Annotated in this window: 19 protein-coding genes and 5 pseudogenes; all 24 read right to left on the bottom strand. The window is 63.0% G+C overall.

What is annotated here, in order from left to right; translation table 11 throughout:
- Positions 1 to 2: 2 nt before the first annotated feature.
- A complete protein-coding gene (rplE, locus tag H9L41_RS02305) occupies positions 3 to 542 on the bottom strand; it encodes a 50S ribosomal protein L5 (protein WP_028446078.1) in 540 nt (179 codons plus the stop codon).
- Positions 543 to 552: 10 nt separating this feature from the next.
- Entirely contained in the window at positions 553 to 870 is a 318-nt protein-coding gene (rplX, locus tag H9L41_RS02300) for a 50S ribosomal protein L24 (protein WP_028446079.1), read from the bottom strand.
- 11 nt (positions 871 to 881) lie between these two features.
- A complete protein-coding gene (gene rplN / locus H9L41_RS02295; RefSeq protein WP_028446080.1) occupies positions 882 to 1,250 on the bottom strand; it encodes a 50S ribosomal protein L14 in 369 nt (122 codons plus the stop codon).
- Positions 1,251 to 1,475: 225 nt separating this feature from the next.
- Entirely contained in the window at positions 1,476 to 1,739 is a 264-nt protein-coding gene (rpsQ, locus tag H9L41_RS02290; protein ID WP_028446081.1) for a 30S ribosomal protein S17, read from the bottom strand.
- On the bottom strand, positions 1,740 to 1,928 hold the full coding sequence (rpmC, locus tag H9L41_RS02285; RefSeq protein WP_028446082.1) for a 50S ribosomal protein L29: 189 nt from the start codon (positions 1,926 to 1,928) through the stop codon (positions 1,740 to 1,742).
- Position 1,929: 1 nt separating this feature from the next.
- A complete protein-coding gene (rplP, locus tag H9L41_RS02280; RefSeq protein WP_028446083.1) occupies positions 1,930 to 2,346 on the bottom strand; it encodes a 50S ribosomal protein L16 in 417 nt (138 codons plus the stop codon).
- On the bottom strand, positions 2,330 to 3,034 hold the full coding sequence (gene rpsC / locus H9L41_RS02275) for a 30S ribosomal protein S3 (protein ID WP_028446084.1): 705 nt from the start codon (positions 3,032 to 3,034) through the stop codon (positions 2,330 to 2,332). Before rpsC ends, rplP begins: the two co-directional genes overlap by 17 nt.
- A gap of 7 nt (positions 3,035 to 3,041) precedes the next feature.
- A complete protein-coding gene (rplV, locus tag H9L41_RS02270; protein WP_028446085.1) occupies positions 3,042 to 3,371 on the bottom strand; it encodes a 50S ribosomal protein L22 in 330 nt (109 codons plus the stop codon).
- Positions 3,372 to 3,380: 9 nt separating this feature from the next.
- The gene (gene rpsS, locus H9L41_RS02265; protein ID WP_028446086.1) at positions 3,381 to 3,656 is read right to left on the bottom strand and encodes a 30S ribosomal protein S19; all 276 of its coding nucleotides are present in this window, start codon (positions 3,654 to 3,656) and stop codon (positions 3,381 to 3,383) included.
- A gap of 6 nt (positions 3,657 to 3,662) precedes the next feature.
- Positions 3,663 to 4,492, bottom strand: a pseudogene (rplB, locus tag H9L41_RS02260) (50S ribosomal protein L2).
- Between the two features lie 11 nt (positions 4,493 to 4,503).
- Positions 4,504 to 4,800: a 50S ribosomal protein L23 gene (gene rplW, locus H9L41_RS02255; protein ID WP_211236870.1), complete on the bottom strand. Its 297-nt coding sequence runs from the start codon at positions 4,798 to 4,800 to the stop codon at positions 4,504 to 4,506.
- A 5-nt stretch (positions 4,801 to 4,805) separates the two neighbouring features.
- Positions 4,806 to 5,429: a 50S ribosomal protein L4 gene (gene rplD, locus H9L41_RS02250; RefSeq protein ID WP_028446089.1), complete on the bottom strand. Its 624-nt coding sequence runs from the start codon at positions 5,427 to 5,429 to the stop codon at positions 4,806 to 4,808.
- Positions 5,429 to 6,073 carry a 50S ribosomal protein L3 gene (rplC, locus tag H9L41_RS02245; protein ID WP_028446090.1) on the bottom strand — a complete coding sequence of 215 codons (645 nt, stop codon included), beginning with the start codon at positions 6,071 to 6,073 and terminating at the stop codon, positions 5,429 to 5,431. The genes rplD and rplC overlap by 1 nt, the downstream gene beginning before the upstream one ends.
- A 188-nt stretch (positions 6,074 to 6,261) precedes the next feature.
- A complete protein-coding gene (gene rpsJ / locus H9L41_RS02240; protein ID WP_028446091.1) occupies positions 6,262 to 6,573 on the bottom strand; it encodes a 30S ribosomal protein S10 in 312 nt (103 codons plus the stop codon).
- 87 nt (positions 6,574 to 6,660) lie between these two features.
- Positions 6,661 to 7,851, bottom strand: a complete 1,191-nt coding sequence (gene tuf, locus H9L41_RS02235) for an elongation factor Tu (RefSeq protein WP_187523660.1) — start codon at positions 7,849 to 7,851, stop codon at positions 6,661 to 6,663.
- Positions 7,852 to 7,915: 64 nt separating this feature from the next.
- Complete coding sequence (gene fusA / locus H9L41_RS02230) at positions 7,916 to 10,012, bottom strand: elongation factor G (RefSeq protein ID WP_028446289.1); 2,097 nt, start codon at positions 10,010 to 10,012, stop codon at positions 7,916 to 7,918.
- Between the two features lie 27 nt (positions 10,013 to 10,039).
- A pseudogene (gene rpsG / locus H9L41_RS02225) lies at positions 10,040 to 10,509 on the bottom strand (30S ribosomal protein S7).
- A gap of 161 nt (positions 10,510 to 10,670) precedes the next feature.
- A complete protein-coding gene (gene rpsL, locus H9L41_RS02220; protein ID WP_028446291.1) occupies positions 10,671 to 11,045 on the bottom strand; it encodes a 30S ribosomal protein S12 in 375 nt (124 codons plus the stop codon).
- Positions 11,046 to 11,351: 306 nt separating this feature from the next.
- Positions 11,352 to 15,459 (bottom strand): annotated as a pseudogene (gene rpoC, locus H9L41_RS02215) (DNA-directed RNA polymerase subunit beta'); the annotation flags it as partial.
- Between the two features lie 90 nt (positions 15,460 to 15,549).
- Positions 15,550 to 19,724, bottom strand: a pseudogene (rpoB, locus tag H9L41_RS02210) (DNA-directed RNA polymerase subunit beta).
- 156 nt (positions 19,725 to 19,880) lie between these two features.
- Positions 19,881 to 20,252, bottom strand: coding sequence for a 50S ribosomal protein L7/L12 (rplL, locus tag H9L41_RS02205; protein ID WP_028446294.1), 372 nt, complete (start codon positions 20,250 to 20,252; stop codon positions 19,881 to 19,883).
- A gap of 95 nt (positions 20,253 to 20,347) precedes the next feature.
- Positions 20,348 to 20,842: pseudogene (gene rplJ, locus H9L41_RS02200) on the bottom strand (50S ribosomal protein L10); the annotation flags it as partial.
- 298 nt (positions 20,843 to 21,140) lie between these two features.
- Positions 21,141 to 21,839 (bottom strand): 50S ribosomal protein L1, encoded by a 699-nt coding sequence (gene rplA, locus H9L41_RS02195; RefSeq protein ID WP_028446296.1) that lies wholly within the window; start codon positions 21,837 to 21,839, stop codon positions 21,141 to 21,143.
- Entirely contained in the window at positions 21,840 to 22,271 is a 432-nt protein-coding gene (gene rplK / locus H9L41_RS02190) for a 50S ribosomal protein L11 (protein WP_028446297.1), read from the bottom strand.
- Positions 22,272 to 22,362 lie beyond the last annotated feature (91 nt).

Raw genomic sequence — 22,362 nt, 5'->3', positions numbered from 1 at the left:
CCTCAGTTCTTGAACGGGAACTTGAAGGCGGCGAGCAGCGCGCGGGCTTCTTCGTCGGACTTCGCGGTGGTGGTGATGGTGATGTTCATCCCGCGGATCGCGTCGATCTTGTCGTACTCGATTTCCGGGAAGATGATCTGTTCCTTCACACCCATGTTGTAGTTGCCGCGGCCGTCGAAGGACTTGCCGGACACACCACGGAAATCGCGGATGCGCGGCATGGCGACGGTCACCAGGCGATCCAGGAATTCGTACATGCGTTCACGGCGCAGCGTGACCTTGCAACCCACCGGGTAGTTGTCACGGATCTTGAAGCCGGCGATCGACTTCTTCGACAGCGTGACGACGGGCTTCTGGCCGGCGATCTTGGTCAGGTCGCCAACGGCGTGCTCCATGACCTTCTTGTCGGCAACCGCTTCGCCCACGCCCATGTTGATCGTGATCTTTTCGATCCGCGGGACTTCCATGCTCGACTTGTAGCCGAACTTTTCAGTCAGTTGCGGAACGACGGTTTCTTTGTAGAAATCTTGCAAACGAGCCATGTTCTACCCCTTAGCCCCCGACCACTTCGCCGTTCGACTTGAACACGCGAACCTTCTTGCCGTCGTCGAGCAGCTTGAAGCCGACGCGATCAGCCTTGCCGGTGGCCTTGTTGAAGATGGCGATGTTGGACACGTGGATCGGCATGGTCTTGTCGACGATACCGCCAGCAACGCCGCGAACCGGGTTCGGCTTCTGGTGCTTCTTGACGACGTTCACGCCCTCAACGACCACCTTGTCGCCAACCAGGACGCGCGTCACGGTGCCACGCTTGCCCTTGTCCTTGCCGGTGATGACGACGACTTCGTCGCCTTTGCGAATCTTGTTCATCTGCGCGCTCCTTACAGCACTTCCGGCGCAAGCGAGACGATCTTCATGAATCGTTCGGTGCGCAGCTCACGGGTGACCGGTCCGAAGATACGGGTGCCGATCGGCTCGAGCTTGTTGTTGAGGAGCACGGCAGCGTTGCCATCGAACTTGATGAGCTGGCCATCGGGACGGCGCACGCCCTTGGCGGTGCGAACGACGACGGCGTTGTAGACGTCACCCTTCTTCACTCGGCCACGGGGAGCAGCATCCTTGATGCTCACCTTGATGATGTCGCCCACCGAGGCGTAACGACGCTTGGAGCCACCCAACACCTTGATGCACATAACGGTACGCGCACCGGTGTTGTCAGCAACCTCCAGCATGGATTGCATTTGAATCATGTAGACAAACCTCCAACTTAACCCGTCACATCCGCCGACGTACGCGGCAGCGCCGCAGCAAGCCACGGCACGACGGCTAGTTTTGGATCCCGAAAGGGGAGAAAACTCTCAAGCCCTGCCCAACCGAACAGCCAAACAGGCGAGAGATGAAAAGCAGGGCATTCTACGATGCGTAGAATGCCCTGGCAAGCATGCAACACCAAAAAAGCGAATTAAATTCGCAGATTAGGCGTTGCGCGCCTTTTCAACGAGGCCGGTCACGATCCAGGACTTGGTCTTGGACAGCGGGCGGGTTTCCTCGATGGTCACCACGTCGCCTTCACCGTAGGTGTTGGCTTCGTCGTGCGCATGGTACTTCTTCGACAGGCGGATGATCTTGCCGTAGAGCGGATGCTTCACCTTGCGCTCGACCAGCACGGTCACCGTCTTGTCCATCTTGTTGCTGACCACCACGCCGGTCAGCGAACGCTTCAGTTTGGTCTCGGTCATTTACGCCACCTTCTGGGCCAGGATGGTGCGGACGCGCGCGATATCGCGGCGGACGCGCTTCAGTTCGCTGGTCTTGGCAAGCTGCTGGGTAGCCAGCTGCATGCGCAGGCCGAACTGGGCCCTCAGGAGCGAGGTGAGCTCTTGCTTGAGCTCGTCGACCGATTTGTTACGCAGTTCAGTCGCTTTCATCTCACTGCCCCACATGTCGGGTTACGAAAGTCGTCGCGATCGGCAGCTTGGCGGCAGCCAGACGGAAGGCTTCGCGGGCGAGCGTCTCGTCCACGCCGTCCATCTCGTACAGCACCTTGCCCGGCTGGATTTCAGCGACGTAGTACTCGGGGCTACCCTTACCGTTACCCATCCGGACTTCGGCGGGCTTGGAAGAGATCGGCTTGTCCGGGAACACGCGGATCCAGACGCGACCGCCCCGCTTGATGTGGCGGGTCATGGCGCGACGAGCGGCTTCGATCTGGCGGGCGGTCAGACGACCACGGCCGATCGCCTTCAGGCCCCACTCGCCGAAGCTCACCTTGTTACCGCGGGTCGCGATGCCGGTGTTACGACCCTTCTGCTGTTTGCGGTATTTGAGTCTAGTTGGCTGCAGCATTGCGAGGCCCCTTTCGCGGCTTGCGTTCGGTTTGCTCCGGCTGGACGGCAACTTCCTGGCCAGCCTTCACTTCGCCCTTGTAGACCCAGACCTTGATACCGATGATGCCGTAGGTGGTCTTGGCTTCGGACGTCGCGTAGTCGATGTCGGCGCGCAGCGTATGCAGCGGCACGCGGCCTTCGCGATACCACTCGGTACGCGCGATTTCGATGCCGTTCAGGCGGCCCGACGACATGATCTTGATGCCCTGGGCACCCAGACGCATGGCGTTCTGCATCGCACGCTTCATGGCACGGCGGAACATCACGCGCTTTTCGAGCTGGGCAGCGATGGAGTCGGCGATCACCTGAGCATCGGTTTCCGGCTTGCGGATTTCCTCGATGTTGATGTGCACCGGCACGCCCATCAGCTTGACCAGGTCACGCTTGAGCAGCTCGATGTCCTCGCCCTTCTTGCCGATCACGACACCCGGACGGGCGCTGTGAATGGTGATGCGGGCGTTCTTGGCCGGACGCTCGATGACGATGCGGCCAACCGAGGCATGCGACAACTTTTTCTTCAGGAACTCACGGACCTTGATGTCTTCGGCGAGCATGGCCGGGAAATTCTTGCTGCTCGCGTACCACTTCGAAGCCCAGTTCTTGTTGACGGCAAGACGGAAGCCCGTCGGATGAATTTTCTGTCCCATATCGTCCTCACTCGCCCACGGTCAGGGTGATGTGGCAGGTCTGCTTCTCGATGCGATTGCCGCGGCCCTTGGCACGTGCGGTAAAGCGCTTCAGCGAAGTGCCCTTGTCCACATAGATGGTCGTCACCTTGAGGGCGTCGATATCGGCGCCGTCGTTGTGTTCGGCATTGGCGATCGCCGACAGCAACAACTTCTTGATGATGACCGCGCCCTTCTTGGGGCTGAAGGTCAGGATGTTGATGGCTTGCTCGACCGGCTTGCCGCGCACCAGGTCAGCGACCAGGCGAGCTTTCTGAGCCGACAGGCGAGCGCCAGTCAAAATAGCGGAAGTTTGCATGGCAGCACCTTACTTCTTGGCTTTTTTGTCGGCGGCGTGACCCTTGAACGTCCGGGTCAGCGAGAATTCGCCGAGCTTGTGACCAACCATGTTCTCGTTGATGTACACGGGAACATGCTGCTTGCCGTTGTGCACCGCGATGGTCAGGCCGACGAAGTCGGGCAACACCGTGGAGCGACGGGACCAGGTCTTAACCGGGCGCTTGTCGTTGGTCGCGCGCACTGCTTCGATCTTCTTGAGCAGGTGGGCGTCGACGAACGGGCCCTTCTTAACGGAACGAGCCATGTCTGATTACCCCTTATTCGAATACCGGCGGCGCACGATCATGTTGTCGGTGCGCTTGTTGCTGCGGGTACGGTAACCCTTGGTCGGGTACCCCACGGGCTGACCGGCACGCGGCCTTCGCCGGTACGACCTTCACCACCGCCGTGCGGGTGATCGATCGGGTTCATCGCCGTACCGCGGACGGTCGGGCGGATACCGCGCCAGCGCTGAGCACCGGCCTTGCCGATCTTGCGCAGGCTGTGCTCTTCGTTGCCGACTTCACCGATGGTGGCGCGGCAATCGACGTGCACCTTGCGGATTTCACCGGAACGCAGACGCAGCTGAGCGTAGGCACCTTCACGAGCCAGCAGCTGAACCGAGGCACCGGCCGAACGCGCCAGCTGGGCGCCCTTGCCAGGCTGCATCTCGATGCAGTGGATGGTGCTACCGACCGGGATGTTGCGCAGCGGCAGCGTATTGCCCACCTTGATCGGCGCTTCCGAGCCGCTCACCACCTGCATGCCGGCCTTCAGGCCACGCGGGGCGATGATGTAGCGGCGCTCGCCGTCGGCGTAGCACAGCAGCGCGATGTGCGCGGTGCGGTTCGGATCGTATTCCAGGCGCTCCACGGTGGCGACGATGCCATCCTTGTTGCGACGGAAGTCGATCAGGCGATAGTGCTGCTTGTGGCCGCCGCCCTGGTGGCGGACGGTGATCACGCCGCGGTTGTTGCGACCGGCGTTCTTGCTTTGCGATTCAACCAGCGCTGCGTGGGGACGACCCTTGTGCAGCTCGGGGCTCACGACCTTGACGACCGCGCGGCGACCCGGGGAAGTAGGTTTTACTTTAACCAGCATCGTCGTTCTCCTTACTGCGCGGCTTGCAGGTCGATTTCCTGACCCGGCTTGAGGGCAACGTAGGCCTTCTTCCAGCCCTTGCGCCAACCCGTGCTGCGGCCGATGCGCTTCTGCTTCGGCTTCACGTTGGTGATCTGGACGGATTCGACCTGCACCTTGAACAACAGCTCGACCGCAGCCTTGATTTCCGGCTTGGTGGCATCGCTCACCACGCGGAACACGACCTGCTCGTACTTGTCGGCAACGAAGGTGCTCTTCTCGGAGATCACCGGCGCCAGCAGCACTTGCAGCAGGCGATCTTGATTCAGTTGAGTCATGCCAGGATCTCCTCGATTTGCTTGAGGGCCTCGCGGGTCACCAGAACCTTCTTGAAGCGGACCAGGCTGACCGGATCGGCCTGCGACGGCTCGAGCACGAGCACGTTGGGCAGGTTGCGCGAAGCCAGGTACAGGTTCTCGTCGAGGTTGCCGGTGACGATGAGGGTGCGCTCGTTCAGGCCCATGGCAGCCAGCTTGGCAGCGAAAGCCTTGGTCTTGGGCGTATCGACCACGAATTCGTCGACGACCACCAGACGCTCTTCACGCACCAGCTGCGACAGGATAGTCGCAACGCCGGCGCGGTACATCTTGCGGTTCACCTTCTGGGTGAAGTTCTCGTCGGGCGAGCTCGGGAAGATCTTGCCGCCGCCACGCCACAGCGGGCTCGACGCCATACCGGCACGGGCGCGGCCCGTACCCTTTTGACGCCACGGCTTCTTGGTGGACTTGGCCACGTCGCTGCGACCCTTCTGCGCACGGTTGCCGCTACGGGCATTGGCGAGATAGGCGGTGACGACCTGGTGCACCAGGGCTTCGTTGTAGTCGCGACCGAACAGGGCGTCGGAAGCGCTCACGCCGGCGGCCGGCTGGCCGCTTGCATTGATGACTTTCAGTTCCATTACGCACCTGCCTTCACGCTGGGACGCACGACCACGTCGTTGCCCTTGGAGCCGGGAACGGCGCCCTTGACCAGCAACAGGCCACGCTCTGCATCGACGCGAACCACTTCGAGGTTCTGCACCGTGCTCTTGACGTTACCGAGCTGACCGGCCATGCGCTTACCCGGGAAAACGCGACCCGGATCCTGCGCCATACCGATCGAACCAGGGGCATTGTGCGACACGGAGTTACCGTGCGACGCGCGCTGCGACGAGAAGTTGTGACGCTTGATCGCGCCCGAGAAACCCTTACCTTGCGAGGTACCGGTCACGTCGACCAGTTGACCCACGGCGAAGATTTCGACGCTGATCTGACTGCCCGGCTGGAATTTGGCCAGCTCGTCAGCCGTGAGCGCAAACTCGTGCAGACCACGGCCAGCCTCGACACCCGCTTTAGCGAAGTGACCGGCTTCAGCCTTGTTCACACGACTTGCACGACGTTCGCCGTAAGCAACCTGGACGGCAGAGTAGCCATCGGTTTCCGGCGTCTTGATTTGTGCGACGCGATTGGCAGACAGATCCAGCACGGTCACCGGGATGGACACGCCATCATCGGAGAACACGCGGGTCATGCCGACCTTGCGCCCGACAAGTCCTAAGCTCATCGTTCTTTCCTTTTAGAAGGGCCAGCTACGATTGGCCGGCGATATTTCGCGGGCCGCGCAGGGCGGCCTGCATCGAACGAAACTACCCGCACACATACGCCACACGAGGCGGCCGTATACAAAACGGGCCCGCCTGATATAGGCGAGCCCGCGATGATAATGCAACGTCTTGAGTTAATGCAAGATTTTTATTGCAGCTTGATCTCGACATCAACACCGGCCGGCAGGTCCAGCTTCATCAGCGCATCGACCGTCTTGTCGGTCGGATCGACGATGTCCATCAGGCGCAGGTGGGTGCGGATCTCGAGCTGGTCGCGCGAAGTCTTGTTCACGTGCGGCGAACGCAGCACGTCGAAACGTTCGATCTTGGTCGGCAGCGGAACCGGGCCCTTGACGACGGCGCCGGTCCGCTTGGCGGTGTCGACGATTTCCTGAGCGGAGCGGTCGATCAGGGCGTAGTCATAGGCCTTGAGGCGGATGCGAATCTTCTGGTTTTGCATGATGTATTCCAAAGAACAGGGCGATCGGCAGACCGCCTGGATGATAAAGAACGGACGGGCGAGCCCTGAGGCCCGCCCGGATTCGCATTACTCGATGATCTTGGCGACGACGCCGGCGCCAACGGTACGGCCGCCTTCACGGATCGCGAAGCGCAGACCTTGCTCCATGGCGATCGGAGCGATCAGCGACACGACCACTTCGACGTTGTCGCCCGGCATCACCATTTCGGTACCGGCCGGCAGCTCGACCGCACCGGTCACGTCGGTGGTACGGAAGTAGAACTGCGGACGGTAGCCGTTGAAGAACGGAGTGTGGCGGCCGCCTTCGTCCTTGCTCAGCACGTAGACCGAACCCGAGAACTTGGTGTGCGGGGTGATCGAACCCGGCTTGGCCAGAACCTGGCCTCGCTCGACGTCTTCACGCTTAGTGCCGCGCAGCAGCGCGCCGATGTTGTCGCCAGCCTGGCCTTGGTCCAGCAGCTTGCGGAACATTTCCACGCCGGTGCAGGTGGTCTTGACCGTGGGCTTCAGGCCCACGATTTCGATTTCTTCGCCGACCTTGACGATGCCGCGCTCGACGCGACCGGTCACCACGGTACCGCGACCCGAGATCGAGAACACGTCTTCCACCGGCATCAGGAAGGCGCCGTCGACGGCACGCTCCGGCGTCGGGATGTAGCTGTCCAGCGCAGCGGCCAGGGCGAAGATCGCCGGCTCGCCGATTTCCGACTGGTCGCCTTCCAGCGCCTTCAGCGCCGAACCCTTGACGATGGGCAGATCGTCGCCCGGGAAGTCGTACTTGCTCAGCAGTTCACGGACTTCCATTTCGACCAGCTCGAGCAGCTCGGCGTCGTCGACCATGTCGGCCTTGTTCATGAACACGATAATGTAGGGCACACCCACCTGGCGAGCCAGCAGGATGTGCTCGCGGGTTTGCGGCATCGGGCCGTCGGCCGAGGACACCACCAGGATCGCGCCGTCCATCTGGGCGGCACCGGTGATCATGTTCTTGACGTAGTCGGCGTGGCCGGGGCAGTCGACGTGCGCGTAGTGACGGTTTTCGGTCTCGTACTCGACGTGCGCGGTGTTGATGGTGATGCCGCGGGCCTTTTCTTCCGGCGCGCTGTCGATCTGGTCGTAGCCCTTGGCTTCGCCGCCGAACTTCTTCGACAGGATCGTGGTGATGGCAGCCGTCAGGGTGGTCTTGCCGTGGTCAACGTGGCCGATGGTGCCGACGTTTACGTGCGGTTTGGTCCGCTCGAACTTTTCCTTAGCCATTGCTCAATTCCTTAGTCTTGAATGAGTGTCGAAAGCCGCCGGGCCAGGCCCGGCAGCATCCGAATTACTTCTTGTTGATGATCGCTTCGGCGACGTTACGCGGCGCCTCGGAGTAGTGCTTGAATTCCATCGAGTAGGTGGCGCGACCTTGCGACATCGAGCGCAGCGTGGTCGAGTAGCCGAACATCTCGGACAGCGGCACTTCCGCCTTGATCATCTTGCCGCCGGCAGGATTGTCGTCCATGCCTTGCAGCATGCCGCGACGGGACGAGATGTCGCCCATGATGTCGCCCATGTACTCTTCCGGCGTTTCGACTTCGACGGCCATCATCGGCTCGAGGATCACCGGGCTGGCGCGACGCATGGCTTCCTTGAAGGCCAGCGAGCCGGCCAATTCGAAGGCGATCTGCGACGAGTCGACGTCGTGGTACGAACCGAAGGTCAGGCGAACCTTGACGTCCACCACCGGGAAGCCGGCCAGCACGCCAGCCTTCAGCGTGTTCTGGATGCCCTTGTCCACCGACGGGATGAATTCGCGCGGAATCACGCCGCCCTTGATCTCGTCGAGGAACTCGTAGCCCTTGCCTTCGCCGGCCGGCTCCAGCGTGATCACGCAGTGACCGTACTGACCCTTACCGCCCGACTGCTTGGCGTGCTTGCCTTCCACGTCCGTCACCGTCTTGGTGATGGTTTCGCGGTAGGCAACCTGCGGCGCGCCGACATTGGCTTCCACGCCGAATTCGCGCTTCATCCGGTCGACCAGGATTTCCAGGTGCAGCTCGCCCATGCCGGAGATGATGGTCTGGCCCGATTCTTCGTCGGTCCGCACGCGGAACGACGGATCTTCCTTGGCCAGGCGGTTCAGGGCGACGCCCATCTTTTCCTGGTCGGCCTTGGTCTTCGGCTCGACGGCGACGTGAATCACCGGGTCCGGGAATTCCATGCGCTCGAGCACGATGACCTTGTCGAGCGAGCACAGGGTTTCGCCAGTGGTCACGTCCTTCAGGCCGATACCGGCGGCGATGTCGCCGGCACGCACTTCTTCGATTTCTTCACGGTTGTTGGCGTGCATCTGCACGATACGACCGATCCGCTCCTTCTTGCCCTTCACCGAATTCAGCACCGAGTCGCCCGAATTGACGACGCCGGAGTAGACGCGGAAGAAGGTCAGCTGACCGACGTAGGGGTCGTTCATCAGCTTGAAGGCCAGGGCGGAGAACGGCGCTTCGTCCGACGCTTCGCGATGGTCTTCCTTGCCGTCTTCGTCCGTACCCTTGACCGGCGGGATGTCGACCGGCGAGGGCAGCAGCTCGATCACGGCATCCAGCATCAGCTGCACACCCTTGTTCTTGAAGGCGGTACCGCACAGCATCGGCTGGATTTCGCAGGCGATGGTGCGCTGGCGCAGCGCGCCGACGATTTCCTCTTCCGACAGTTCGCCGGTTTCGAGGTACTTGTTCATCAGCTCTTCGTTAGCCTCGGCCGCAGCCTCGACCATCTTTTCGCGCCACTCGTCGGCAGTCGCCTGCAGCTCGACCGGGATGTCGACGTAGTCGAACTTCATGCCTTGCGAGGCTTCGTCCCAGATGATCGCCTTCATCTTGATCAGGTCGACCACGCCGGTGAAGGTGTCTTCGGCGCCGATCGGGATCGCGATGGGCACCGGGTTGGCCTTCAGGCGCACGCGCATCTGCTCGACCACGCGGAAGAAGTTGGCGCCTTGACGGTCCATCTTGTTCACGAACGCGAGACGCGGCACCTTGTACTTGTTGGCCTGGCGCCAGACGGTTTCCGACTGCGGCTGCACGCCACCCACGGCGCAATACACCATGCACGCGCCATCGAGCACGCGCATCGAACGCTCAACTTCGATAGTGAAGTCGACGTGGCCCGGGGTATCGATGATGTTGATACGGTGTTCCGGGAAGTTGTTCGCCATGCCCTTCCAGAACGTGGTGGTGGCGGCGGAGGTGATGGTGATGCCACGCTCCTGCTCCTGCTCCATCCAGTCCATGGTGGCGGCGCCGTCGTGCACTTCACCAATCTTGTGGTTCACGCCGGTGTAGAAAAGAATACGCTCGGTCGTCGTGGTTTTACCCGCGTCGATGTGCGCGCTGATACCGATGTTCCGGTAACGTTCAATGGGTGTCTTGCGAGCCACAGCCAGTACCTTTGATAAAAGGATGTATTAGAAGCGGTAGTGAGCGAAGGCCTTGTTGGCTTCGGCCATACGGTGCACTTCGTCGCGCTTCTTCATTGCGCCGCCACGGCCTTCGGCCGCATCGAGCAGTTCGCCAGCCAGACGCTGACCCATCGACTTCTCGCCGCGCTTGCGGGCCGCTTCGCGCAGCCAGCGCATGGCCAGGGCCATACGGCGGGTCTGACGCACTTCGACCGGAACCTGGTAGTTGGCGCCACCGACACGACGGCTCTTCACTTCGACGACCGGCTTCACGTTCCCGAGGGCTTGGGAGAACACCTCGAGGGGGCCTTGCCGGTCTTCTTCTCGACGATCTCGAGGGCACCGTAAACGATGCGCTCAGCGACCGACTTCTTGCCGTCCTGCATGACGACGTTCATGAACTTGGACAGTTCTTCGCTACCGAATTTCGGATCCGGCAGTACTTCGCGCTTGGGGACTTCTCTACGACGCGGCATGTTTCAACCTCAGTAGTATTCAGTTGAGCGCGGCTTACGCGCTCTCGACCATCCAAAGGGACTGGTCACTTACTCGACGGCGCCCACCCGGGCGACTCGCCGTCGTCGCGAATGTCTCGAACGATCGAGACCGGGCTCGCGACCCTGCCCGCATCCGGGCCTTAGGCCTTCGGACGCTTGGCGCCGTACTTGGAACGGGCCTGCTTGCGGTCCTTGACACCGGCGGTATCGAGGGAGCCGCGCACGGTGTGGTAACGCACACCCGGCAAGTCCTTCACACGACCACCGCGGATCAGCACGACCGAGTGTTCCTGCAGGTTGTGGCCTTCACCGCCGATGTACGAAATCACTTCGAAACCGTTGGTCAGGCGCACCTTGGCGACCTTACGGAGGGCCGAGTTCGGCTTCTTCGGGGTCGTCGTGTACACGCGGGTGCAAACACCGCGCTTCTGCGGGCAGGCTTCGAGCGCGGGAACCTTGCTCTTGGCCTTTTCCGCTTCACGTCCCTTACGGACGAGCTGGTTGATGGTTGGCATCTATATCGTTTCCCAAAAGTAAAAATGGCGTGCCTCGCGCAAGACGCACGAGGGGCCGCCCCAAAAAGAGCGCGGATTATAGGTAAATCAAGCGCTTAATGTCAACAAACCCCTCCGCCGCCTATCACCGGGGTGGCGATAGGGCGACGGAAGGGCTGTCGACTGCTTCACGATCCGGCCTTTCGGCCGGACCGCTGGTTCATGAGCCGGGTCAGGCTTCTTCCTGGCTCGACGCGACTTCGCCGACCGCTTCGACCGGCGCGTCGAGCACCATCGGGCCATCGCCCGAACCGGTGCCGCGACGACGGCGGTTGTTGTGGTAGGCCAGACCGGTACCGCCCGGGATCAGGCGGCCAACGATCACGTTTTCCTTCAGGCCGCGCAGCTCGTCGCGCTTGCCCATGATGGCGGCTTCGGTCAGCACGCGCGTGGTTTCCTGGAACGACGCGGCCGAGATGAACGAATCGGTCGACAGCGACGCCTTGGTGATACCCAGCAGGATGTTGTCGAACTGGGCCGGCTGCTTGTTTTCCGCGTTCAGCTTGTCGTTCGCTTCCAGCACTTCGGCGCGCTCGACCTGTTCGCCGAGGATGAAGTCCGAATCGCCGGCATCCGAGATGACCACGCGACGCAGCATCTGGCGAACGATCACCTCGATGTGCTTGTCGTTGATCTTCACGCCCTGCAGTCGATACACCTCCTGCACTTCCTCGGTCACGTAGCGGGCCAGCGTCTCGATGCCCTGCAGGCGCAGGATGTCGTGCGGATCGGCCGGGCCGTCGACGATGGTTTCGCCGCGGTTCACCACCTGGCCGTCGTGGACCAGCACGTGCTTGTCCTTCGGGATCAGGTACTCGTGCGGCGTGCCGTCGAGGTCGGTGATGATCAGGCGCTGCTTGCCCTTGGTGTCCTTGCCGAACGACGAGGTGCCGGTGACTTCGGCCAGCATGCCGGCATCCTTCGGCGAACGCGCTTCGAACAGCTCGGCCACGCGCGGCAGACCACCGGTAATGTCGCGGGTCTTGACCGATTCCTGCGGGATACGGGCAAGCACTTCGCCGACGCCGACCTGCTGGCCGTCCTTCACCGTGATGATGGCGCCGACCTGGAAGGTGATGTTGACCGAGGCATCGGAACCGGCCAGCTTCACTTCCACGCCGTTCTCGTCGAGCAGCTTGACCTGCGGGCGCACGCTCTTGGTGGCGCCGGCCTTGCGCTTCGGATCGATCACGACCAGGGTCGACAGGCCTGTCACTTCATCGACCTGCTTGGCCACGGTCGAGCCTTCTTCGACGTTCTCGAAGCGGACCAGACCGGCGTACTCGGTGATGATCGGACGGGTATGCGGGTCCCAGGTGGCCAGCACGGTACCGGCCTTGATGGCCTGACCGTCGGTGACCAGCATGGTGGCGCCGTACGGCACCTTGTGACGCTCGCGCTCGCGGCCGTTGTCGTCGAACACCACCAGCTCGCCCGAACGGGTGATGACGATCTGCTCGCCCTTGGTGTTGGTGACGTAGCGCATCGTGCCGGCGAAACCGATCTTGCCGTTCGACTTCGATTCGACCTGGCTCGCCGCGGCGGCTCGCGACGCGGCACCACCGATGTGGAAGGTCCGCATGGTCAGCTGGGTACCCGGCTCACCGATCGACTGGGCCGCGATCACGCCGACCGCTTCGCCGACGTTGACGCGCTGGCCGCGGCCCAGATCGCGGCCGTAGCACTGGGCGCACAGACCGTAGCGGGTTTCGCAGGTCAGCGGCGTGCGCACCTTCACTTCGTCGATGCTCAAGGCTTCGATGCGCTCGACGATGTCTTCGGTCAGCAGCGTGCCGGCTTCGAACACGGTTTCCTGGCTGGCCGGATCGATCACGTCGATGGCGGCCACGCGGCCGAGAATCCGGTCGCGCAGCGCTTCGATCACGTCGCCGCCCTGCACCACGGCCTTCATCGCCACGCCGTTCTTGGTGTGGCAATCGTCCTCGGTCACCACCAGATCCTGCGTCACGTCGACCAGGCGACGGGTCAGGTAACCGGAGTTGGCGGTCTTCAGCGCGGTATCGGCCAGACCCTTACGGGCGCCGTGCGTCGAGATGAAGTACTGCAGAACCGTCAGGCCTTCGCGGAAGTTGGTGGTGATCGGCGTCTCGATGATCGAGCCGTCCGGCTTGGCCATCAGGCCCCGCATGCCGGCCAGCTGGCGGATCTGGGCCACGGAACCCCGGGCGCCCGAATCGGCCATCATGTAGATCGAGTTGAACGATTCCTGATCGACTTCCTTGCCTTCGCGGTCGATGGTCTTCTCTTTACCGAGGTGGGCCATCATGGTCTTGGCGACCTGGTCGCCGCAGCGGCCCCAGATGTCCACGACCTTGTTGTAGCGCTCGCCCTGGGTCACCAGGCCCGAGGTGTACTGGGCCTCGATTTCCTTCACTTCGCGCTCGGCCTCGGCCAGCAGCTTGACCTTCTCGGCCGGCACCAGCATGTCGTCGACGGCGATCGAGATGCCGGCGCGGGTCGAGTAGGTGAAGCCGGTGTACATCAGGCGGTCAGCCAGGATGACGGTCTCGCGCAGGCCGACGCGGCGGAACGACGCGTTGATCAGCTTGGAGATTTCCTTCTTCTTGAGCGCCTTGTTGATGTTCTCGAACGGCAGGCCCTTGGGCAGGATCTCGGACAGGATGGCGCGGCCGACGGTGGTCTCGCGACGCACCAGCTTGTACTGCCACTCGCCGTTCTCGTCCTTCTCCCATTCCTTCAGGCGCACCGAGATGCGGGCGCTCAGTTCGGCCTGGCGCGTCTCGTAGGCGCGGATCAGCTCTTCCAGGTCGGCGAAGCGCAGGCCTTCGCCCTTGCCGTTGATGCGCTCGCGGGTCATGTAGTAGAGACCCAGCACGATATCCTGCGACGGCACGATGATCGGCTCGCCGTGCGCCGGCGACAGCACGTTGTTGGAGGCCAGCATCAGGGTGCGGGCTTCCATCTGCGCTTCGAGCGACAGCGGCACGTGGACGGCCATCTGGTCACCGTCGAAGTCGGCGTTGAAGGCGGTACAGACCAGCGGGTGCAGCTGGATCGCCTTGCCTTCGATCAGCACCGGCTCGAAAGCCTGGATGCCGAGGCGGTGCAGCGTCGGGGCGCGGTTCAGCAGCACCGGATGCTCGCGGATGACTTCTTCGAGGATGTCCCAGACTTCCGGCACTTCCTGCTCGACCAGCTTCTTGGCGGCCTTGATGGTGGTCGCCAGGCCCAGCACTTCGAGCTTGTGGAAGATGAAGGGCTTGAACAGCTCGAGCGCCATCTTCTTCGGCAGGCCGCACTGGTGCAGCTTGAGCGTCGGGCCCACCACGATGACCGAACGGCCCGAGTAGTCGACGCGCTTGCCCAGCAGGTTCTGCCGGAAGCGGCCGCCCTTGCCCTTGATCATGTCGGCCAGCGACTTCAGCGGACGCTTGTTGGCGCCGGTCATGGCCTTGCCGCGGCGGCCGTTGTCGAGCAGCGAATCGACGGCTTCCTGCAGCATGCGCTTTTCGTTGCGCACGATGATCTCGGGCGCCTTCAGCTCCAGCAGGCGCTTGAGGCGGTTGTTCCGGTTGATGACGCGGCGGTACAGGTCGTTCAGGTCCGAGGTCGCGAAGCGGCCGCCGTCGAGCGGCACCAGCGGACGCAGTTCGGGCGGCAGCACCGGCAGCACGTCCATGATCATCCACTCGGGCTTGATGCCCGACTTGTGGAAGGCCTCGAGCACCTTGAGGCGCTTGGCGATCTTCTTGATCTTGGCTTCGGAGCCGGTGGTCTGCAGCTCGTGGCGCAGGGTGTCCATTTCCGAGTGGATGTCGAGCGTGCGCAGCAGTTCGCGCACCGCTTCGGCACCCATCATGGCGACGAATTCGTCACCGTATTCCTCGACCTTGGCCAGGTAGTCGTCTTCGCTCAGCAGTTGGCCGCGCTGCAGCGGCGTCATGCCCGGCTCGATGACGATGAAGCCTTCGAAGTACAGCACGCGCTCGATGTCGCGCAGCGTGATGTCGAGCACCATGCCCAGGCGGCTCGGCAGCGACTTCAGGAACCAGATGTGGGCGACCGGCGAAGCCAGCTCGATGTGGCCCATGCGCTCCCGGCGCACCTTGGACAGCGTGACTTCGACGCCGCACTTCTCGCAGATGACGCCGCGGTGCTTGAGGCGCTTGTACTTGCCGCACAGGCACTCGTAGTCCTTCACCGGCCCGAAGATGCGGGCGCAAAAGAGGCCATCGCGCTCGGGCTTGAAGGTGCGGTAGTTGATGGTTTCGGGCTTCTTGACTTCACCGTACGACCAGGAACGGATCTTGTCGGGCGACGCCAGGCCGATGCGGATCGCATCGAACTCTTCTTCCTGCGTCACCTGCTTGAACAAGTCGAGCAAAGCTTTCATGTCATTTTCCTCGTGTTGCCGAGTGAGGCCCTACCTTCCGGCGCACTGCGGGACGCGGCCTCACTGCCTCGTCCCGCGCGCCGTTCAGGCTTAGTAGCGTTCCAGATCGATATCGATCCCCAGCGAGCGGATTTCCTTCACCAGCACGTTGAAGGATTCCGGCATGCCGGCGTCGATCTTGTGGTCGCCCTTGACGATGTTCTCGTAGACCTTGGTCCGGCCGTTCACATCGTCCGACTTCACCGTCAGCATTTCCTGCAGCGTATAGGACGCGCCGTACGCTTCCAGCGCCCACACTTCCATCTCACCGAAGCGCTGGCCGCCGAACTGCGCCTTACCGCCGAGCGGCTGCTGGGTAACGAGCGAGTACGGGCCGGTCGAACGCGCGTGCATCTTGTCGTCGACCAGGTGGTGCAGCTTCAGCACGTGCATGTAGCCGACCGTGACCAGGCGCTCGAAGCTCTCGCCGGTGCGGCCGTCGTACAGCGTGACCTGGGTCTTCGAGTTGTTGAAGCCCAGGCGCTTGGTCTTGGCATCGTCGGTCGGGTAGGCCAGCTCGAGCATGGCCATCAGGTCTTCTTCCTTGGCGCCGTCGAACACCGGCGTGGCGAACGGCACGCCATCGCGCAGGTTGTGGGCCAGCTCGATGATCTCGTCGTCGGTCATCGAAGCCAGGTCCTCCGGCTTGCCGCGGGTGTTGTAGACCTCGCCCAGGAAGGCGCGCATCTCGGCGGCGCGGTTGGCGCGCTCTTCGCGCAGCATCGCGTCGATGCGGCGGCCGATGCCCTTGGCCGCCCAGCCGAGGTGGACTTCCAGGATCTGGCCCACGTTCATCCGCGACGGCACGCCGAGCGGGTTCAGCACGATGTCGACCTGGGTGCCGTCGGCCATGAAGGGCAGATCCTCGACCGGCAGGATCTTGGACACCACGCCCTTGTTACCGTGGCGGCCGGCCATCTTGTCGCCGGGCTGCAGGCGGCGCTTCACCGCGACGTAGACCTTGACCATCTTCTGCACGCCAGGCGGCAGTTCGTCGCCCTGGGTCAGCTTGCGCTTCTTGTCGTCGAAGCGCAGGTCGAACTCGGCGCGCTTCTGCGACAGGTTGTCCTTCATCAGCTCGAGCTGCTTGGCGACGTCCTCGTCCGACAGGCGGATGTCGAACCAGTCGTGACGCGGCAGACTGTCGAGGTATTCCTTGTCCAGCGCGGTGCCCTTGGCGATGCGCTTCGGACCGCCGTTGACCTTCTTGCCGATCAGGAGGCGCTCGAGCCGCTCGAAGGCGTCGTTCTCGAGAATCCGCAGCTGGTCGTTCAGGTCGAGGCGGTAGCGCTTGAGCTCGTCGTCGATGATCGACTGGGCGCGCTTGTCGCGCTCGATGCCTTCGCGGGTGAACACCTGGACGTCGATCACCGTGCCGCTCATGCCCGAGGGCACGCGCAGCGAGGTGTCCTTCACGTCGCTGGCCTTCTCGCCGAAGATCGCGCGCAGCAGCTTCTCTTCCGGCGTCAGCTGGGTTTCGCCCTTCGGCGTCACCTTGCCGACCAGCACGTCGCCGGCTTCCACTTCGGCGCCGATGTAGACGATGCCGGCCTCGTCGAGGCGGCCCAGCATGCGCTCGCTGAGGTTGGAGATATCGCGGGTGATTTCTTCCGGCCCGAGCTTGGTGTCGCGGGCGACCACGCTCAGTTCCTCGATGTGGATCGAGGTGTAGCGGTCGTCGGCCACCACCTTCTCGCTGATCAGGATCGAGTCTTCGTAGTTGAAGCCGTTCCAGGGCATGAAGGCGACCAGCAGGTTCTGGCCGAGCGCCAGCTCGCCCAGGTCGGTCGAGGCGCCGTCGGCGATCACGTCATGCGCGGCGATCACGTCGCCGACCTTCACGATCGGACGCTGGTTGATGTTGGTGTTCTGGTTCGAACGCGTGTACTTGGTCAGGTTGTAGATGTCCACACCGACTTCGCCGGCGCTGGTTTCATCGTCGTTGACGCGGATCACCACGCGGTTGGCATCGACGTAGTCGACGCGGCCGCCGCGCAGGGCCTTCACCGCGGTGCCCGAGTCGACCGCGCAGGTGCGCTCGATGCCGGTACCGACCAGCGGCTTCTGGGCACGCACGCAAGGCACGGCCTGGCGTTGCATGTTGGCGCCCATCAGCGCGCGGTTCGCGTCATCGTGCTCGAGGAAGGGGATCAGCGAGGCTGCGACCGACACGATCTGCGACGGAGCCACGTCCATGTACTGGACGCGCTCGGGCCGAGCCACGATGGTTTCGCCGTGTTCGCGGCAGGTCACCAGCTCGTCGATCAGGCGGCCGTCGTCGTCCAGCTTGGCGTTAGCCTGGGCGATCACGTACTTGCCTTCTTCGATGGCCGACAGGTATTCGATCTCGTCGGTCACCTTCTGGTCGATCACCTTGCGGTACGGCGTCTCGAGGAAGCCGTACTCGTTGGTCTTGGCGTAGACCGACAGCGAGTTGATCAGGCCGATGTTCGGGCCTTCCGGCGTTTCGATCGGGCAGACGCGGCCGTAGTGGGTCGGGTGCACGTCGCGCACTTCGAAGCCGGCGCGCTCGCGCGTCAGGCCGCCCGGGCCGAGGGCCGAGACGCGGCGCTTGTGCGTGATCTCGGACAGCGGGTTGGTCTGGTCCATGAACTGCGACAGCTGCGACGAACCGAAGAATTCCTTGATCGCGGCGCTGACCGGCTTGGCGTTGATCAGGTCGTGCGGCATCAGGTTTTCGGATTCGGCCTGGCTCAGGCGCTCCTTGACGGCGCGCTCGACGCGGACGAGGCCGGCGCGGAACTGGTTCTCGGCCAGTTCGCCCACCGAACGCACGCGGCGGTTACCCAAGTGATCGATGTCGTCCACTTCGCCGCGGCCGTTGCGCAGCTCGACCAGGATGCCGATCACCGAGATGATGTCGTCGGTGTTCAGCACGCCGGCACCGGTCACGCCCTGCGGGCCGACGCGCTCGTAGAAGCGCTTCTGCCAGCCCGGCGCCTTGTCGTCGAGGCGGTCGGGATAGGCGCGACGGTTGAACTTCATACGGCCCACGGCTGACAGGTCGTAGCGGTCTTCGGAGAAGAACAGGCCGTTGAACAGCGCCTCGACCGCGTCTTCGGTCGGCGGCTCGCCGGGGCGCATCATGCGGTAGATCGCGACGCGCGCAGCCTGGCGGTCCGGCGTTTCGTCCAGACGCATGGTGTTGGAGATGTAGGCGCCCTGGTCCAGGTCGTTGACGTACAGGAGCTTCACTTCCTTGACGCCGGCGGCCTCGAACTTGATCAGCAGGTCGTCGGTGACTTCCTCGTTGGCGCGCGCCACCAGCTCGCCGGTCTCGGGGTTCACCACGTTGGCGCCGAGCACGCGGCCGACCAGGAAGTCGGTCGGGATCTCGAGCTCCTTCACGCCGGCGGTCTGCAGGTCGCGGATGTGCTTGGCGGTGATGCGCTTGTCCTTCTGGACCAGCACCTTGCCGTCGTTGCCGACGATGTCGAACTTGGCGACTTCGCCCTTGAGGCGGTCGGCCACGACTTCGAGGAATACGCCGCTCTTGGACAGGCGCACCGTGTCGAACTCGTAGTACTCGGCCAGGATCTGCTCGTTGTTGTAGCCCAGCGCCCGCATCAGGATGGTCACCGGCATCTTGCGGCGGCGGTCGATCCGGAAGTACAGCAGATCCTTCGGATCGAACTCGAAGTCGAGCCAGGAACCGCGGTAGGGGATGATCCGCGCCGAGAACAGCAGCTTGCCCGAGCTGTGCGTCTTGCCCTTGTCGTGCTCGAAGAACACGCCGGGCGAACGATGCAGCTGGCTGACGATCACGCGCTCGGTACCGTTGATGACGAACGAGCCGTTCTCGGTCATGAGCGGAATTTCGCCCATGTAGACTTCCTGCTCCTTGGCTTCCTTGACCACCGGCTTGGACGACTCGCGGTCGAAGATGGTCAGGCGCACCTTGGCGCGCAGGGGGCGGCGAAGGTGATGCCGCGCTGCTGGCACTCCACCACGTCGAACGGCGGCTCGCCCAGCTGGTAGCTGACGAAGTCGAGCCGGGCGTAACCGTTGTGGCTAACGATCGGGAAAATCGAGGAAAAAGCTGCTTGCAGGCCGATACTGCGGCGCTGTTCTACCGTCACGCCCAGCTGAAGAAACTCGGTATAGGAATCGATTTGGGTGGCGAGCAGATAAGGAACGTCGAGAACGTTCGCTCGCTTCGCAAAGCTTTTACGAATGCGTTTCTTCTCAGTGAACGAGTAACTCATAGAGTCTCCGATCGAGTGGGGGCGCTAAACCAAACCGCAAGGTCCGCCGTACAGGCCTTCCGGTTTGGCCGCCCAGAGATATGCTGCGATTTGCTACAAACGCAAGCAGGCCGGCGACCTGAGTCGCCAGCCTGGCCTGCATCTCCCGAAGGAGACTTACTTCATCTCGGCCGTGGCGCCGGCTTCGACCAGCTTCTTCACCATGGCTTCTGCGTCGGCCTTGGCGATGCCTTCCTTGACAGGCTTCGGCGCGCCGTCGACCAGGTCCTTGGCTTCCTTCAGGCCCAGGCCGGTCAGTTCGCGCACCACCTTGATGGTGCCGACCTTGTTGGCGCCGGCGCCGGTCAGGATCACGTCGAATTCGGTCTTTTCTTCGGCAGCCGGGGCGGCGGCGCCAGCCGGACCGGCAACGGCCACGGCAGCGGCGGACACGCCGAACTTCTCTTCGAACGCCTTCACCAGGTCGTTCAGTTCCAGCACGGTCATCGCGCCAACGGCGTCGAGGATGTCTTCTTTGGTCAGAGCCATTTGTTTACTCCTGAATACGGATAAGTCGAAAATCGTTTGAAAGGCTGAGCGGGATCAAGCAGCCGCTTCGGCTTCGGCCGGAGCTTCTTCCGCCGGGCGGTGCTGCCGCCCTGCTTCTCGAGCAGCGCGCCCAGGGCACGGGCGAAGCCCGAAACCGGGGCCTGCATGACGAACAGCAGCTTGGACAGCAGCTCTTCGCGGCTCGGGATCGAAGCGAGCTGGACCACTTCCGCGGCGCTCAGCGTCTTGCCGTCGAACGAACCCGCCTTGACCACGATCTTGTCGTTGGTCTTGGCAAAGTCGGCCAGCACCTTGGCAGCGGCCACCGGGTCGGCGGAAATGCCGTACACCAGCGGACCGGCCATGTGGTTGGCCAGATCGGCAAACGGGGTGTCCGCAACAGCGCGGCGAGCCAGCGTGTTCTTCAACACGCGCAGGTACACGCCCTTGCTACGCGCTTCCGCACGCAGCTTGGTCATGGCGCTCACCTGGATGCCACGATATTCGGCCACCACGATGGCTTGAGCCTTCGCCACTTCGGCGGAGATCTCGGCCACTACAGCCTTTTTATCGTCGAGATTGAGACTCAAGGTCTACCCTCCTGGAAAATCCGTCAGTCACCCGACGGAACCTAAAGAAATGGCGACCAATCATCAGGAGGGACCCGGCTCGATCGAGACGGGGGAAATCCTGTTCTTGGGTACACCATCTGCGTAGGGCGGGACGACGCGGGCAGTACCACCACCCCGTATCGCTTGCCGATTAAGGCACCGGCATCGCTGCCGGTCGCCCCCTACGGTCTTTGATAATCCGCCCGATCGTTACCGGCCAGGCGGCCCAAAGTCCGTTTCGGACGCGGCGCGAACCGCATCCGGATACAACTGATGCTTAAGCGCCCAGCACCGAAGCGGCATCGACGCGCACACCGGCACCCATGGTGCTGGAGACGGCGATCTTCTTGAAGTAGATGCCCTTGGACGAAGCCGGCTTGGCCTTCTGCAGGGCTTCGATCAGCGCGGCCAGGTTGGCGCGCAGGTCGGCGGCTTCGAACGAAGCGCGGCCCAGCGTGGTGTGGATGATGCCGTTCTTGTCGGTACGGTACTGGACCTGACCGGCCTTGGCGTTCTTCACGGCTTCGGCGGCGTTCGGGGTCACGGTGCCGACCTTCGGGTTCGGCATCAGGCCGCGCGGGCCGAGGATGGTACCGAGCTGACCGACGATACGCATGGCGTCCGGCGTGGCGATCACCACGTCGAAGTCCATCATGCCGCCCTTGATCTGTTCGGCGAGGTCTTCGAAACCGACGATGTCGGCACCGGCGCCGCGAGCGGCTTCGGCGTTGGCACCCTGGGCGAACACGGCGACGCGGACGGTCTTGCCGGTGCCCTTGGGCAGCACGACCGAGCCACGGACGACCTGGTCGGACTTACGCGCATCGACGCCGAGGTTGATGGCGACGTCGACCGACTCGTTGAACTTGGCGGTGGCGCCTTCCTTGACCAGCGACAGCGCTTCGTCGATGGAGTACAGCTTGTTGCGGTCGATCTTGGCCTTCAGGGCCGCGACGCGCTTGGAAACCTTGGCCATTTACACGCCCTCCACATTGAGACCCATCGAACGCGCGGAACCGGCGATGGTACGCACGGCGGCGTCCAGGTCGGCAGCGGTCAGGTCGGGGGTCTTGGTCTTGGCGATTTCTTCGAGCTGGGCGCGCGTGATGGTGCCCACCTTGTCGGCGTGCGGCTTCGAACTGCCCTTGGTGATGCCGGCAGCCTTCTTGATCAGGATGGTGGCCGGCGGGGTCTTCATCACGAAGGTGAAGGACTTGTCCGCGTAGGCGGTGATCACCACCGGGATCGGCAGGCCGGGCTCGACACCTTGGGTCTGCGCGTTGAACGACTTGCAGAATTCCATGATGTTGAGGCCGCGCTGGCCGAGCGCCGGGCCGATCGGCGGCGACGGGTTGGCCTTGCCGGCCGGGACTTGCAGCTTGATGTAGCCTGTAATCTTCTTAGCCACGATGTGCTCCTGTTTTGGGTACTAGCGCGGCGACGCCGCTCCCCGTTCATACTGCCCGGATCGCTCCGGACGCTTTGCTGGCCGCGCCAGC

The organism is Chitinimonas koreensis (genome assembly GCF_014353015.1).
GTDB lineage: Bacteria > Pseudomonadota > Gammaproteobacteria > Burkholderiales > Chitinimonadaceae > Chitinimonas > Chitinimonas koreensis.
Note: the sequence above shows the minus strand (reverse complement) of the source record. Positions and strands in the feature narration are given on the sequence as shown.